Consider the following 14,546-nt stretch of genomic DNA (forward strand, 5'->3'; position numbering starts at 1 on the left):
TCTCGACCCCAGCAGCCGCCGCAACGGCGGTAAGCTCCCCTCCCCCTTGCGGGGAGGGGTCGGGGGGGTCCGGGGCGTACTATCAGTGATGAGATCGAAGGCGCATATCGACCATCGCGCTTGCGATTGAAGTGGCCGAACGCGTGCGCGCGACAGCGTTCACCACTTACGATCTCAACGCGTAACTCACTGAGTTCAGTGCGTATGGACCCCCCCCCCAAACCCCTCCCCGCAAGGGGGAGGGAAGCCGACCACCGGTGACGTGATCGCTTGCTCCGATCAGCAACCTCCCCTTCACCTCTTCGAGAGTCCGCCTCACCGGCGGCCAATGTTTGCTCGGCATCCGCCCGAGAACCGTCTATTTTGATGGGCAGGGCAGGTGCGTCTGGAGCCAAGCATGAATCTCTCCGCACTGAACACCACGGCCCTTGCCATGGTTGCACCGGGCAAGGGCATCCTCGCCGCCGATGAATCCACCGGGACGATCAAGAAGCGCTTCGATGCCATCAAGGTCGAATCGACCGAACAGAACCGCCGCGACTATCGCGAGATGCTGTTTCGCAGCGAGGGCATGTCGTTCATCTCCGGCGTCATCCTCTATGACGAAACCATCCGGCAGCATGCCGCCGACGGCACCCCGCTGGTGAAGCTGATCGAAGCGGCCGGCGCCATTCCCGGCATCAAGGTCGATGAGGGAACACAGCCGCTGTCCGGCTGCCCCGGCGAGCGGGTCACGGTCGGCCTCGACAGGCTTGCGGATCGGCTGGCGACGTACTACGCGCTGGGTGCGCGCTTCGCCAAATGGCGGGCCGTGATCGATATCGACAAGGACAACATCCCTTCGATGACAGCGATCCATGTCAACGCGCATGCGCTCGGCCGCTATGCCGCCCTGTGCCAGGCAGCGAACATCGTGCCGATTGTCGAACCGGAGGTGCTGATGGACGGCGATCATGACATCGGTCGCTGCTTCGACGTCACGCGCCGCGTGCTGAACGAGGTGTTTCGTGAATTGCGCATCCAGCGCGTCGCGTTGGAAGGCATGATCCTGAAGCCCAACATGGCGGTCGCGGGCAAGCAGTCGCCGGACCAGGCCGGGGTGCAGGAGGTCGCCGAAAGGACCGTCCAACTGTTGAAGGAATGCGTGCCTGCGGCGGTGCCCGGCATCGCCTTCCTGTCCGGCGGACAATCCGACGAGAGCGCGACCGCGCATCTCGACGCGATGAACCGGCTCGGACCGCTGCCCTGGAAGCTGACCTTCTCCTACGGCCGCGCGCTGCAGGCGGCGCCGCAGCAGGCATGGGCAGGCAGGGCGGCGAACATCCCCGCCGGCCAGCGCGCCTTCACCCACCGCGCCCGCATGAACGCGCTTGCCAGCCGCGGCCAGTGGACCGCAGCGCTCGAGAAAGAGGCCGCCTAGTGTCCGGCAAGACGACATCCGCGCGGCCCGCGCCGCGCCTCTATCTGGCAACGCCGGTCGTGACCGATGCGGCGGCGCTGGCCGCCGGCCTGCCCGAGATCCTCGCCATCGCCGACATCGCTGCGGTGCTGGTGCGGCTGAAGGACAGCGATCCGCGCAGCATGATCACGATGGTCAAGACGCTGGCGCCGGCGATCCAGGGCGCCGGCGCAGCGCTGCTGATCGACGGCCATCCCGACATCGTCGCCCGCGCCGGCGCCGATGGCGCGCACCTGACCGGCATCGCCGCGCTGGAGGAGGCGCTGCCCGGCCTGAAGCCGGACCGCATCGCCGGCTGCGGCGGCCTGTCCACACGCCATGATTCGATGCGCGCCGGCGAGCTCGGCGCCGACTATGTGCTGTTCGGCGAGCGCGATGCGCAGGGACGGCGGCCCTCGCCGGATGCCGTCAACGAGCGCCTCGCCTGGTGGGCGGAGCTGTTCGAGCCGCCCTGCGTCGGCTATGCGATCTCGCTCAAGGAGGCCGCGGACTTCGTCGCGGCGGGAGCCGATTTCGTGCTGGTCGACGACCTCGTCTGGAACGACGCCCGCGGCCCGGCCGCGGCGCTTGCTGAGATCAGCACCGCGATCCGCAGCGCCCATACGGCCGCGCCAGCCGACGCGCCAGGACAGAGCTGAACGGCGGCCGATGACGATCCTGCGCCTGACATGTGTCGTTGCTGCGCTCGCCATGGCGATGCCGGGCGCACGCGCGCAGATCTCGTTGACGCCGCCGGCCCTGCAGCCGGCCCCGGCGGAAAAGCCCAAGCCGGTCGAACGGCCGGCGGAGAAGGCGGCTGAGAAGGCCAAGCCGCCGGCAACGTCCGCGGCAAAGAAGCCGGCCCCCGCCCCGTCGGCCAAGCCGGCCGCTCCAGCGCCGGCCGCGACGCCACCGCCCGCCACCAATGATCCCAATGTCGACCTGGTCTACGGCGCCTATCAGCGCGGCCAGTACAAGACCGCGTTCGATCTCGCCACGCCGCGGGCGCAGGCCGGCGATCCCAAGGCCATGGCGATGCTCGGCCAGCTCTACGAAAACGCCATGGGCATCCGCCGCGACTACGACAAGGCGGCGATCTGGTACAAGCGGGCCGCCGAGGCCGGCGACCGCGAGGCGATGTTCGCGCTGGCGATGATGCGGCTGGCCGGGCGCGGCGGCCCTGTCGACAAGCTCGAGGCGGTCAAGCTGCTGGCCTCCGCCGCCAAGCTCGGCGAGCCCAAGGCGGCCTACAATCTCGCGCTGCTCTATCTCGACGGCCAGACCTTTCCGCAGGACCTCAGGCGCTCGGCCGAGCTGCTGCGCCTGGCTGCGGATGCCGGCAATGCCGAGGCGCAATACGCGCTGGCGACCTTCTACAAGGAAGGAACCGGCGTGCCGAAAGACCTCGAAAAGGCCGCGCAATTGCTGAAGGCGGCCGCGATCGCCGACAATATCGACGCCGAGGTCGAATACGCCATCGCGCTGTTCAACGGCACCGGCGTGCCGAAGGACCAGCCCGCGGCCATCGCGCTGCTGCGCCGGGCCGCGCGGCAGAACAGCCCGGTCGCCCAGAACCGGCTGGCGTGGGTGCTGCTGTATGGAATCGCCACCCCGATGGACAAGGTCGAGGCCTACAAATGGCACCTGGTGGCCAAGACCGCCGGCAAGGGCGATCCCAAGCTCGACGAGAAATTCGCCGACATGCCCCCCGAAGACCGCGCCAAGGGCGAACAGGCCGCCAAGCACTGGCTGGGCACCATCAAGTGATCGGCCGCTGATCCGGCCTTGACGCGGCCGCCCCGGCAGGGCACCCACAGCCAGCCATTTCACCCGCCTTCGTCCGCTTCCGGGGAAGGCGCGCACCGCGAGGTGCGGTCAGCCCAGCGCATCGAACTCATGATCCATTCCGCCCTCATCAACGTCATGGTCAAGGCCGCGCGCCGCGCCGGCCGCAACCTCAAGCGCGATCTCGGCGAGATCGAGCACCTGCAGGTGTCGCTGAAGGGGCCGGCCAATTTCGTCTCCCGCGCCGACAAGAAGGCCGAGGAGATGCTCTACGAGGATCTCTCCAAGGCCCGGCCCGGCTACGGCTTCCTCGGCGAGGAGGGCGGCAAGCGCGAAGGCAGCGACAAGTCGCACACCTGGATCGTCGACCCGCTCGACGGCACCACCAACTTCCTGCACGGCATCCCGCAATTCGCGATCTCGATCGCGCTGCAGCGCGAGGACACCGTGATCGCCGGCGTGATCTACAATCCCGCCAATGACGAGCTCTACATCGCCGAGCGCGGCAAGGGCGCGTTCCTCAATGACCAGCGGCTGCGCGTCGCCGCGCGCAAACAGCTGCATGAATGCGTCATCGCCTGCGGCCTGCCGCATATCGGCCGCGGCGATCACCAGCTGTTCCTGCGCGAGATGACCTCGCTGCAGGTCAAGGTCGCAGGGCTCCGCCGCTTCGGCGCCGCCTCGCTCGACCTCGCCTTCGTCGCCGCCGGCCGTTTCGACGCCTATTGGGAGCGCGACCTGCAGCCCTGGGACATCGCCGCCGGCATGATCCTGGTGCGCGAGGCCGGCGGCACCGTGTCCGGCATCGACGGCAAGGAGGACGCGCTGGCGACCGGGCACGTGGTGTGCGGCAACGAGGTCATCCACCGCGAGCTGGTGAAGGTGCTGAAAGCGGCGGCGTAGCTTGATTCTGCGCGGCCACCGGCCGCCTTCTTACGGTTTGCCAAACCGCTCGCCTCACATGCGGTGTCGTCCCGGCCTTGAGCCGGGACCCATAGCCACCGGCCGTTTTGATCGAGCAAGATGGGTCGACCAGAATGCCTCACACGTCTCCCTGGGGTTATGGGTCCCGGATCGGCGCGCGCGTGACGCGCGCTTGTCCGGGACGACACCGAGGGTGAGGCTGGCCGCGCCTAGTATCGCCGTCCGCTGGTGAAGGCCTGCGGCGTGGCACCTGGCAGCGCCGGAGAGTTGATGTCGCTGTCGACGCGATCGGACGACTGGCCGGCGTAGCTGAAGCCAAGCGACAGGCTGACATTGGAGGTCGGCTTGAACTCGACGCCGCCATTGATCGCGTAGGCCGGCGTCGAGGTCGAGCGCCCGTCGAACGTCGCGAACGGGCCGCCGAGGCCGGGATTGTATTTCAGCGTCTCGAAGCCGCCATAGAAGCTGACGCCGCTCTTGAAGGTGTAGCCGTATTGTGCGCCATCGGTGGTGTACGACCCGAGCCCGCCGTAACGGTTGACGAGGTTCGAGCTCAGGCCAACGCCCGACAGCGCCGCCCAATTGTTCGTCACGCTGTAGCTCCGCGCGAAGAAGCCGCTGTCCTTGCCGCTGCCCGTGAAGCTTGGAAAGTCACCGTAGGCGTCGAGGCTGCCGGAGTCGCTGAAGCCGACCGGCCAGCCCGGCAGCCAATATTTGACGGGACCGGATTGGGCGTGGGCGGCTGAGGCGCCGAGAGCAGCGAACACCAACGCGAGAACAGATTTGCGAGAGACCATCGACATGCCGTACCCGTCACGTGTCGTCGCAGCATACACGGACGGACCAAGAAACTCCAGTCGCGGGGATTGCAGCATCATGTCCCAGCGCCGGCGGTGCTCTCCCCTCCCCCTTGCGGGGAGGGGTCGGGGGTGGGGGTCCGCGAACTCCGAACGCCGATAAGGGAACATATCTTCGGGCGCCCACGAATGAGCAAGCGGCTTGCGTTTCTCGCTCAAGCAAATGAGCCGCGTCGTGGATGGGAGTAGATTTCATCACATTGAGCGGGACTGGTGGACCCCCACCCCCAACCCCTCCCCGCAAGGGGGAGGGGAGCGCACCGACGGCTTGGCGAGATTGCGGCTCGCTTGATCGAGCGAGGTAATTCGATCGCCTACGGCTTCGCCGGCGCCGGCGGCCCGTACACCTCGCGCCCCGCCGCGGGCTCCGTCTTCTCCCGATCGCCCGCGAGCACGCGCTGCACGGACACGAAGAACACCGGCACCATCAGCAGCGCCAGGATCACCACCGCGATCATGCCGCCCATCACGTTGGTGCCGAGCGCCTGCTGGCTGGCACCGCCGGCGCCTGTCGCCATCGACATCGGCAGCACACCGCAGACGAAGGCAAGGCCGGTCATGATGATCGGGCGGAAACGCAAGGAGCAGGCCTCGATCGTCGCCGCGACCAGCGGCTTGCCGTGGGCGCGCAGATCCTTGGCGAACTCGATGATCAGGATCGCGTCCTTTGCGGCGAGGCCGATGATGGTGATCAGCGCCACCGTGAAGTACACGTCGTTCGACAGGCCGCGCAGATTGGCGGCGACGACGGCGCCGAGGATGCCGAGCGGCACGGTCAGGAGCACCGCGAGCGGGATCGTCCAGCTCTCGTAGAGCGCAGCGAGACACAGGAACACGACCAGCGCCGAGAGACCGAGCAGCAGCGGCGCCTGCGAGCCCGACAGCTTCTCCTGCAGCGACTGTCCGGTCCATTCATAGCCGAAGCCGCGCGGCAACTTGCCAGCGAGCCGCTCCATCTCCTTGAGCGCATCGCCCGAGGTGTAGCCCGGCTTGGCCTCGCCGGAGATGCGGATCGCCGGATAGTAGTTGAAGCCGGCGATCTGGGTCGGTCCCTTGGCCCATTGGATGGTCGCGAACGACGAGAACGGCACCAATTGTCCCTTGGCGTTCTTGACGCTGTAGTTGAGGATGTCGTCCGCGTTCATGCGGCTGATGCGGTCGGCCTGCACCACGACGCGCTGCATGCGGCCGCGGTTGGGGAAATCGTTGACGTAGGTCGAGCCGAGATTGGTCGAGATCGTGTTGTTGATGTCCTCGAAGGTGACGCCGAAGGCACCGGCCTTCTCGCGGTCGATCATCAGATTGACCTGGGGACCCTGCGGCAGGCCTTCGATGAAGACCTTCTGCAGCACCTGGCTGGCATTGGCCTCGGCGATCAGCTGGTCGGCGGCCGCGGTCAGCGCGGCATAGCCCTTCTGGCCGCGGTCCTGCAGGCGGAAGCTGAAGCCGGAGGAGTTGCCGAGATTGTCGATCGGCGGCGGCTGCAGCGCGGTGATCTTGGCGTCGCGCAAGCCGGCGAGATCGCGGTTGATGTCGGCGACCAGTGCCGCGGCGCTGTCATGCTTGCCGCGCTCCGACCAGTCCTTCAGCGAGATGAAGGCCTGCGCGGTGTTGACGCCCTGGCCGGCATAGCTGAAGCCGGTCAGGAAGGTGACGTCCTCGATGCCCGCGCGCTTGGCGAGATACTTCTCGACCGCCTCCACCGCGGCCTGCGTCCGCGCGTAGGACGAGTCCGCCGGCGTCTGCACGTCCGTCGTGATGAAGCCCTGGTCGTCGACCGGCAGGAAGCCGCCGGGCAACTGGATGAAGGCGAAGGTCAGCCCGACCAGGAAGATCGCATAGATCAGCATCAGCCGGCCGGTGCGCTTCAGCGCGCCGCCGACCACGCCGGTGTAGCGGTTGCGGCTGTTGTCCATGAAGCGGTTGAACCAGCCGAACAGGCCTTTCTTCGCGTGACCGTGACCGGCCGTGACCGGCTTGAGCAGGGTCGCGCACAGCGCCGGCGTCAGCGACAGCGCCAGCAGCGCCGAGAAGCCGATCGCCGCCACCATGGTAACCGAGAACTGCCGGTAGATGATGCCGACCGAGCCGGGGAAGAACGCCATCGGCACGAACACCGCCATCAGCACCAGCGTGATGCCGATGATGGCGCCGGTGATCTGGCCCATCGCCTTGCGCGTCGCCTCCTTCGGCGACAGCCCCTCCTCGGTCATGATGCGCTCGACGTTCTCGACCACGACGATGGCGTCGTCGACGAGGATGCCGACCGCGAGCACCATGCCGAACATCGTCAGCATGTTGATGGAGTAGCCGACCAGCATCAAGGTGGCGCAGGTGCCGAGCAGCGCCACGGGCACCACGATGGTCGGAATGATGGTGTAGCGGATGTTCTGCAGGAACAGGAACATCACCACGAACACCAGCACGACGGCTTCGACCAGGGTCATCAGCACCCGCTTGATCGAGGCCTTCACCACCGGCGTGATGTCGTAGGGAATCTCATAGGTGATGTTGGAGGGGAAGAAGCGCGACAGCTCCTTCATCTTGGCCTCGACCGCACCAGCGGTCGCCAGCGCATTGCCGGTCGGCGACAGCAGCACCGAGAGACCGGCGGTCGGCTTGCCGTTGAGGCGGGTGTTGAACTGATAGCTGAGGCCGCCGATCTCGACGCGCGCGACGTCGCGCAGCCGCACCGTCGAGCCGTCGGGGTTGGCGCGCAGGATGATCGCGCTGAACTCGTCGGGTGAATCGAGCTGGCCCTTGACCAGCACCAGCGCCGAGGTGCGCTGCGAGGTCGTCGCGGGCTCGGCGCCGATGCTGCCGGAGGCGACCTGGGCGTTCTGGGCGCCGATCGCCTTGGTGACGTCGTCGGCGGTCAGGCCGTAGCCGATCAGCTTGGCGGGATCGAGCCAGACGCGCAGCGAGCGCTCGGTCGAATACAGCGTGGCACGGCCGACGCCGGGGATGCGCCGGATTTCGCCGAGCACGTTGCGGATCATGAAGTCGCCGAGGCCGACCTCGTCGAGGCTGCCGTCGGTCGACTGCAGGGTGATGATCTGCAGCACCGCGGCGGAGGCTTCCTCGACCAGGATGCCCTGCTGGATGACGGCGCGCGGCAGCCGCGCCTCGACACGCTTGAGGCGGTTCTGCACCTCGACCGAGGCGTCGTTGGTCGACGTGCCCGGCACGAAGTTGGCGGTGATCTCGACCTGGCCGAGCGAGTCGCTGGTGGATTCGAAGTTGAGAATGCCGGAGGCGCCGTTGAGCTCCTCCTCGATCAGCCGCGTCACGCTGTTGTAGAGGTTCTCGGGCGACGCGCCGGGATAGCTGGTCGAGATCGAGATCGAGGGCGGCGCGATGATCGGATATTGCGCCACCGCCAGCAGCGGGATCGCGATCGCGCCGATCAGGCAGATGAACAGCGCGACCACCCAGGCGAAGATCGGCCTGTCGATGAAGAAGCTCGGCATGGCGAATTACCGCGACGTCGACTTCGATTCGAGCTGCGTCGCGGCGCTGACCTCGGTCCAGACCTGCGGCGCGACCCTGTCGCCGGCGGCAAACTTCTGGAAGCCGTCGACCACGACCTTGTCGCCGGCGCGCAGACCGTCGGTGATCAGCACGAGGCCGTCCTGGATCGGACCGGTGCGGATCGGCCTCGCGATCGCGCGGTTGTCGTCGCGGATGACGTAGACCTCGGAGCCGCCGGCCGCATTGCGCTGCACCGCCTGCTGCGGCACGCCGACGGAGTCGCTGTCGATGCCCTGCTCGATGCGGACGCGGACATACATGCCCGGCAGCAGCTCGCGCTTGGGATTGGCGAACTCGCCGCGCAGGGTGACCTGACCAGTGGCGGCATCGACCTTGGCGTCGGAGAATAGCAGCTTGCCCGGGATCGAGTACGGCGTGCCGTCGTCGAGCACGAGACGGACCTTGATCGCGTCGGGCGAGATCTGGTCGAGATCGCCGGACTCGAACGCGCGGCGCAGGCGGTTCAGCTCGCTCACAGACTGGGTGAAGTCGGCATAGATCGGGTCGAGCTGCTGGATCGTGACCAGCGAGGTCTCGTTCTGGACCGCGATGGCGCCTTCGCTCACCTGGGCCGCACCGACGATACCGTCGATCGGCGCGCGCACGGTCGCGTAGTCGAGATTGAGCTGGGCGCGCGCGAGATCGGCCTTGCGGGCCTCGATATCGGCCGCAGCCTCACGTTCCGACGAGATCGCCTTCTCGTTCTCGACGGCTGGCGCCGCGCGCTCCTTGAACAGCTGCGCGATGCGGTTCGCCTGCTGCACGGCGCGCTCATGCACCGCTTCGGCCTTGGCCAGCGCCGCACGGCTCGACAGGATCTCGACCTCGAAGGGTCGCGGATCGATCCGATAGAGCGGATCACCCGCCTTGACCTCGCTGCCCTGACGGAACAGCCGCTCGACGACGATGCCGGAGACGCGCGGGCGCACGTCGGAGACGCGGGTCGGCGCGATGCGGCCGGGCAGCTCGCGCACGATCGCGCGCGCCTTCTGCTCGACGGTCACGATGCCGACCTCGGGGATGACGATCTGCTCATTGGCGGAGGCCTGAGCCTGGATGGGGTCGTTGCAGCCGGCCAGCAGCGGCGCGGCGGCCGAGAGCATCAATGCACTGCTGACCAGCGACGCGCGAAAACGAGACATGAGTGGAGGAGCCCCCTCGATGATGATGAAAACCAGTCGACCGGATGGCCCGGTCATGGCGCCATTCTGGCGCTCGCCTTGCGTGCAACATAGAAAACAGCTGCTGCGACGCAACGCGGAACCTGGGCGGCTTGATGTCACACGAACTACGTAGCTGATAGATTTAGCTTTTTCGCGACTCACCTGATTGTGAGCGCTTTGTGGCAACAAGTTCCGGGCAGGTTCCGCAGAGCGAAACGCGAATCCCATGACGGCGCTGCGGCATCCCGCCGCAGCGAACAAATTAGTTGGCCGGCCGCAGACGGTAATGGCTGACGCCCCATTCGCGGCCTTCGTCATGGCCGAACAGACCCGCGGTGGCGAGGAAGAACCAGCGCCAGCGGCGCATCCACAGCATCGCGTCGTCGCCATAGACGGGCTGCAGCACCTGCAGGATGCGGTCGCGGTCGGCGTCGAAATTGGTGAGCCAGTCCCGCGCCGTGCGCTGATAATGCGCGCCGCTCCAACGCCATTCTTTCTCGACCGCGAACAGATCGTCGTACTGCCGGATCAGCCCGTGGCTCGGCATGATGCCGCCGGTGAAGAAGTGCTGCGCGATCCAATCCTCGCGATCGTTGCGGTCGAACAGGTAGGATGCGGTGCGATGGGTGAAGATGTGCATGAACAGCCGGCCATCCGGCAGGAGCCATGCCCGGACCCGCGACAGCAGCTCGCGCCAGTTCATCATGTGCTCGAACATCTCCACCGAGACGATGCGATCGAACCGCGCGTCGGGAGCGAACCCGTTCATGTCGGCGGTGACGACCCGCAAATTGAGCAGGCCGCGCGCGGCCGCCATCTCCTCGATCGCGCGGCGCTGCGAATGTGAGTTGGAGACCGCCGTGATCTTCGCACGCGGGAACTGCCGGGCCATGAACAGCGACAGCGAGCCCCAGCCGCAGCCGAGCTCCAGAATGCTCTGGCCGTCCTGCAGATCGGCATTGGCCACCGTCTGGCGCAGCGCCTCCTCCTCCGCCTCCTGCAGGGTCGAGACCGGCTCCTTGTAGAAGCAGCAGGAATATTTGCGGTTCGGCCCGAGCACGCGGGCGAAGAACGCCGCCGGCACCTCGTAGTGCTGGCTGTTCGCCGCGTCGGTATGCTCGGCGATCGGCCGCGTCGTCAGCAGGCGGGCGAACTCTGCGTCGCCCATCGCATCGGCCCCGCCGAGCCGCGCCGCCGTGCGCGCGCACAATTCGGAGATCGCCGAGCGGATGACGGCATCGGGCAGCGGCACACGCTCGGCGGCGCCGATGATGGTCGAGATGAAGCTCATGCTGTGGCTCCGTTACTTCGCAAAGTGATTTGGCGGCAGGGGAAAGAACGCGCTGGTGCGCGCCTGGTAGGCCCGGTAGCGATCGCCGCGCGAGCGCAGCATCTGCTGCTCCAGCGGCGGGATGCCGGTGACGTGGACCAGGATCCAGTACATGAACAGCGGCGCGAGCAGGCTGGCGAAGCCCCACGGGTGGTCGAACGACAGCGCGATGACCGGGTAGGACAGCCAGCACACCCATTCGAAGAAATAGTTGGGATGGCGCGACCAGCGCCACAGGCCGACGTCGCACACCTTGCCCTTGTTGGCGGGATCGGCACGGAACGCCTTGAGCTGAGCGTCGGCGACGCCCTCGCCGGCGATCCCTGCGAACAGCACGAGGATGCCGAGATAGTCCTGCAGCCGCAGCTCGGCGGCCGGCGCATGGGCGGCGACGAACATCGCGAACACCAGCGGGATCGAGCCCCAGGCCTGCTGCTGCAGGAACAGGAACATCTTTCGCGGTGCGGCCGCGCCCCATTGCCGGGCAAACTCCGCATAGCGCGGGTCGTCGGAGATGCCGCGGCTGCGCGCCGCAACATGGCCGCCGAGCCGCAGCGACCAGACCGCTACCAGCACCGCGACCAGCCATTGCCGCGCGTTGGGGGCGGCGCCGCCGGCGGGCCAGATCGCGCCGGCGGCGCCGACCAGCCCGACGGAAAACGTCCAGATCGTGTCGACCCAGCCGGAGTTGCCGCTGCGCTGCTGCACGACCCAGGCGAGCCCCATCAGCACCGACATCGCCACGGCCATCGCCAGCAGCGCTTGCAGATATTCAACGACGGTCATGACAAAGCCAGGGCGTTCCCGCTAGATATGAGCCACGGGACTAACTACGCCGCGGGTGCCCGCCGGTTTCAGCCATAGTTCCGCGCAGGGGACGGGATTGCGCCGATCGCGGCTTTTTTCCCGCTGCTGCTGTGCCATAGTGGATTTCAGGGACCGGTCCCCGCAACGGATGTCATCGACAATGCCTCAAGGCTCCCCCTCCCGCTCCGCGATGGACGTCGAACGGACCAAGCTGTCCACGCCCCGGATCTTCCTGGTGCGGATGCTGGTCTTCCTGGTGCTGTGCGCCCTGGTCGGCGTCGTGCTCTACAAGCAGATCGTCATGGCGTTCTTCGCCAATCCCGGCCTCAACGCCCTGATCGGGGCCGTGCTGCTGATCGGCGTCATCCTGTCGTTCCGACAGGTGGTCCGGCTCTATCCGGAAGTGTCCTGGGTCAACAATTTCCGCATCGCCGATCCCGGCCTGGCGGTGCCTCGCCACCCGGTCCTGCTGGCGCCGATGGCGGCCATCCTCGGCCGCGAGCGCTCCGGGCGGATGTCGATCTCACAGCAGACCATGCGCCATCTGCTCGACTCGATCGCCACCCGGCTCGACGAGGCCCGCGACATCTCGCGCTACATGACCGGCCTCCTGGTGTTCCTCGGCCTGCTCGGCACGTTCTGGGGCCTGATCGAGACGGTCGGCTCGGTCGGCAAGGTGATCGAAGGGCTGAAGGTCGGCGGCGACGCCGGTGCGCTGTTCGACACGCTGAAGGGCGGCCTTGCCGCGCCGCTGGGCGGCATGGGCATCTCGTTCTCGTCCTCGCTGTTCGGCCTCGCCGGCTCGCTGATCCTCGGCTTCCTCGACCTGCAATCGAGCCAGGCGCAGAACCGCTTCTATACCGACCTGGAGGACTGGCTCGCCGGCACCGTGCGGGAATATGGCGGCAGCGGCGACACCGGTGCCGACCTCTCGGTTGCCATCGAGCGGCTGCGCACCGCCATGGAAGAAGGCTCCAACCGCGGCGCCACCGCGGCGATGGCCAACCTCGCCGAGGCGATCCAGGGCCTGGTCGGGCACATGCGCACCGAGCAGCAGATGATCCGCGAATGGGCCGACGGCCAGGGCGAGCAGAACCGCGAGATCAAGCGGCTGCTGGAGCGGCTGGCGCGGCAGACGGAGAAGAGTTGAGCTGCTCCGTCGGCCGGCCCAGGCCGAACTACTAGACGAGCTAGGAGACGCTGAATGGCGCTTGCCCGTACCCGCCGCGGAGATTCCGGCCTCAACTACTGGCCGGGCTTCGTTGACGCGCTGTCGACGCTGGTGCTGTCGATCGTGTTCCTGCTGACCGTGTTCCTGGTGGTGCAGTTCTTCCTGTCGCAGGAGGTCACCGGCAAGGACAAGGCGCTGGAGCAGCTCAACGCCAAGATCGCGCAGCTCAACGAGATGCTGTCCCTGGAGAAGCTCGGCAAGCTCTCGCTGGACGACCAGGTTGCGCAGCTGCGCGCCGGGCTCGCGAACGCCGAGGCCGAGCGCGACCGCGTCAAGGGCCTCTATGACGGGCTCGCCAATGCCGGCAGCAATGCCGCTGGCCGCGCCAACGAGCTCAACCGGGCGCTCGACTCCGAGAAGCAGGTCACGGCGCGGGCGCTGGCCCAGATCGAGGTGCTCAACCAGCAGATCAGCGCACTGCGCCGCCAGCTCGCCGCGCTCGAGGATGCGCTCGATGCCTCGGAGAAGCGCGACAAGGAATCGCAGAGCCGCATCGCCGATCTCGGCTCGCGCCTCAACGTCGCGCTGGCACAGCGGGTGCAGGAGCTGACCCGGTACCGCTCGGAGTTCTTCGGCCGGCTGCGCGCCATCCTCGGCAACCGTCCCGACATCCGCGTCGTCGGCGACCGCTTCGTGTTCCAGTCGGAGGTGTTCTTCGACACCGGACAGGCCACCCTGCTGCCCGAGGGCCAGCAGGAGCTGAACTCGGTGGCGACCGCGCTGGTCGACCTCGACAAGCAGATCCCCGCTGAGATCTCCTGGGTGCTGCGGGTCGACGGCCACACCGACGTTCGTCCGATCAACAGCCCGGTGTTCAAGTCGAACTGGGAATTGTCCTCGGCGCGCGCCATCTCGGTGGTGCAATATCTGATCTCGCTCGGCGTACCGGCCCAGCGCCTGGTCGCGGCGGGCTTCGCCGAATTCCAGCCGCTGGATCCTGCAAACACCGAGGAAGCGTTCCGCCGCAACCGGCGTATCGAGCTGAAGCTGACGGAGCGGTGACGTCGAACTCCACCCTGCGCCCCTATCGCGCCGAGGACGAGGACGCGGCGATCGCGCTGTGGCAGGAGACGTGGCAGCTCGCCTATCCCGCCATCGATTTTGCCGCGCGCGTACCGTGGTGGCGCGAGCGCTGGCGCAATGAGCTGGTGCCGAACGCAGAGGTGATCGTCGCCGAGACGGAGGGGACGCTCGCCGGCTTCGTGACGATCGACGCAACAGGCTATCTCGATCAGCTCGTGGTCTCGCCCCAACATTGGGGCTCGCCGCTCGCCACGCAGCTGGTCGATGCCGCCAAGCAGAAATCTCCTGGAGGCATCACGCTGCTGGTCAACAAGGATAACGCTCGCGCGATCAACTTCTACAGGCGCAACGGCTTCGTCGATGCCGGCGAGGACGTCAACCCGACCTCGGGCCGTCCCGTGCTGCGGATGGCGTGGACGCCTTAGTCGCCGCGACGGGCCGCATCACGGTCACATCA

Annotated in this window: 12 protein-coding genes; 7 read left to right on the forward strand and 5 right to left on the reverse strand. The window is 67.2% G+C overall.

Annotated features, from left to right (window positions below):
* Nucleotides 1–397 precede the first annotated feature (397 nt).
* From QX128_RS18145 to QX128_RS18160, 4 genes are all read left to right on the forward strand, one after another.
* Nucleotides 398–1,420 (forward strand): class I fructose-bisphosphate aldolase, encoded by a 1,023-nt coding sequence (locus QX128_RS18145; RefSeq protein ID WP_315804779.1) that lies wholly within the window; start codon nt 398–400, stop codon nt 1,418–1,420.
* Nucleotides 1,420–2,097, forward strand: a complete 678-nt coding sequence (locus QX128_RS18150; RefSeq protein ID WP_316238136.1) for a thiamine phosphate synthase — start codon at nt 1,420–1,422, stop codon at nt 2,095–2,097. The genes QX128_RS18145 and QX128_RS18150 overlap by 1 nt, the downstream gene beginning before the upstream one ends.
* A 10-nt stretch (nt 2,098–2,107) precedes the next feature.
* Nucleotides 2,108–3,205, forward strand: a complete 1,098-nt coding sequence (locus QX128_RS18155) for a tetratricopeptide repeat protein (RefSeq protein ID WP_316238137.1) — start codon at nt 2,108–2,110, stop codon at nt 3,203–3,205.
* A 129-nt stretch (nt 3,206–3,334) separates the two neighbouring features.
* Nucleotides 3,335–4,126, forward strand: a complete 792-nt coding sequence (locus tag QX128_RS18160) for an inositol monophosphatase family protein (RefSeq protein ID WP_315804776.1) — start codon at nt 3,335–3,337, stop codon at nt 4,124–4,126.
* A gap of 230 nt (nt 4,127–4,356) precedes the next feature.
* Here the strand turns inward: QX128_RS18160 and QX128_RS18165 are convergent, their stop codons facing one another.
* From QX128_RS18165 to QX128_RS18185, 5 genes are all read right to left on the reverse strand, one after another.
* Nucleotides 4,357–4,950: a hypothetical protein gene (locus QX128_RS18165; protein WP_316238138.1), complete on the reverse strand. Its 594-nt coding sequence runs from the start codon at nt 4,948–4,950 to the stop codon at nt 4,357–4,359.
* Between the two features lie 368 nt (nt 4,951–5,318).
* Nucleotides 5,319–8,474 (reverse strand): multidrug efflux RND transporter permease subunit, encoded by a 3,156-nt coding sequence (locus QX128_RS18170; RefSeq protein ID WP_315804774.1) that lies wholly within the window; start codon nt 8,472–8,474, stop codon nt 5,319–5,321.
* Between the two features lie 6 nt (nt 8,475–8,480).
* Nucleotides 8,481–9,677: an efflux RND transporter periplasmic adaptor subunit gene (locus QX128_RS18175; protein ID WP_316238139.1), complete on the reverse strand. Its 1,197-nt coding sequence runs from the start codon at nt 9,675–9,677 to the stop codon at nt 8,481–8,483.
* A gap of 283 nt (nt 9,678–9,960) precedes the next feature.
* Entirely contained in the window at nt 9,961–10,989 is a 1,029-nt protein-coding gene (locus QX128_RS18180) for a cyclopropane-fatty-acyl-phospholipid synthase family protein (RefSeq protein WP_316238140.1), read from the reverse strand.
* Between the two features lie 12 nt (nt 10,990–11,001).
* On the reverse strand, nt 11,002–11,814 hold the full coding sequence (locus QX128_RS18185) for a DUF1295 domain-containing protein (protein ID WP_316238141.1): 813 nt from the start codon (nt 11,812–11,814) through the stop codon (nt 11,002–11,004).
* Nucleotides 11,815–11,995: 181 nt separating this feature from the next.
* Between QX128_RS18185 and QX128_RS18190 the strand changes: the two genes are divergently transcribed.
* The 3 genes from QX128_RS18190 to QX128_RS18200 are packed head-to-tail and all read left to right on the forward strand — an operon-like array spanning nt 11,996 to nt 14,514.
* The gene (locus tag QX128_RS18190) at nt 11,996–12,985 is read left to right on the forward strand and encodes a flagellar motor protein MotA (protein ID WP_315804771.1); all 990 of its coding nucleotides are present in this window, start codon (nt 11,996–11,998) and stop codon (nt 12,983–12,985) included.
* A gap of 54 nt (nt 12,986–13,039) precedes the next feature.
* Nucleotides 13,040–14,068, forward strand: a complete 1,029-nt coding sequence (locus tag QX128_RS18195; protein ID WP_315804770.1) for a peptidoglycan -binding protein — start codon at nt 13,040–13,042, stop codon at nt 14,066–14,068.
* Nucleotides 14,065–14,514 (forward strand): GNAT family N-acetyltransferase, encoded by a 450-nt coding sequence (locus tag QX128_RS18200; protein WP_316238142.1) that lies wholly within the window; start codon nt 14,065–14,067, stop codon nt 14,512–14,514. Before QX128_RS18195 ends, QX128_RS18200 begins: the two co-directional genes overlap by 4 nt.
* The last annotated feature ends 32 nt before the right edge of the window (nt 14,515–14,546 follow it).

The sequence above is a fragment of the Bradyrhizobium sp. SZCCHNR1015 genome, assembly GCF_032489875.1.
In the GTDB taxonomy this organism is placed as follows: Bacteria; Pseudomonadota; Alphaproteobacteria; order Rhizobiales; family Xanthobacteraceae; genus Bradyrhizobium.

Coding starts and splice junctions, on each gene's coding strand:
- QX128_RS18145 (WP_315804779.1), top strand. CDS start 398: ATGAATCTCTCCGCACTGAACACCACGGCCCTTGCCATGGTTGCACCG.
- QX128_RS18155 (WP_316238137.1), top strand. CDS start 2,108: ATGACGATCCTGCGCCTGACATGTGTCGTTGCTGCGCTCGCCATGGCG.
- QX128_RS18160 (WP_315804776.1), top strand. CDS start 3,335: ATGATCCATTCCGCCCTCATCAACGTCATGGTCAAGGCCGCGCGCCGC.
- QX128_RS18165 (WP_316238138.1), bottom strand. CDS start 4,950: ATGTCGATGGTCTCTCGCAAATCTGTTCTCGCGTTGGTGTTCGCTGCT.
- QX128_RS18170 (WP_315804774.1), bottom strand. CDS start 8,474: ATGCCGAGCTTCTTCATCGACAGGCCGATCTTCGCCTGGGTGGTCGCG.
- QX128_RS18175 (WP_316238139.1), bottom strand. CDS start 9,677: ATGTCTCGTTTTCGCGCGTCGCTGGTCAGCAGTGCATTGATGCTCTCG.
- QX128_RS18180 (WP_316238140.1), bottom strand. CDS start 10,989: ATGAGCTTCATCTCGACCATCATCGGCGCCGCCGAGCGTGTGCCGCTG.
- QX128_RS18185 (WP_316238141.1), bottom strand. CDS start 11,814: ATGACCGTCGTTGAATATCTGCAAGCGCTGCTGGCGATGGCCGTGGCG.
- QX128_RS18190 (WP_315804771.1), top strand. CDS start 11,996: ATGCCTCAAGGCTCCCCCTCCCGCTCCGCGATGGACGTCGAACGGACC.
- QX128_RS18195 (WP_315804770.1), top strand. CDS start 13,040: ATGGCGCTTGCCCGTACCCGCCGCGGAGATTCCGGCCTCAACTACTGG.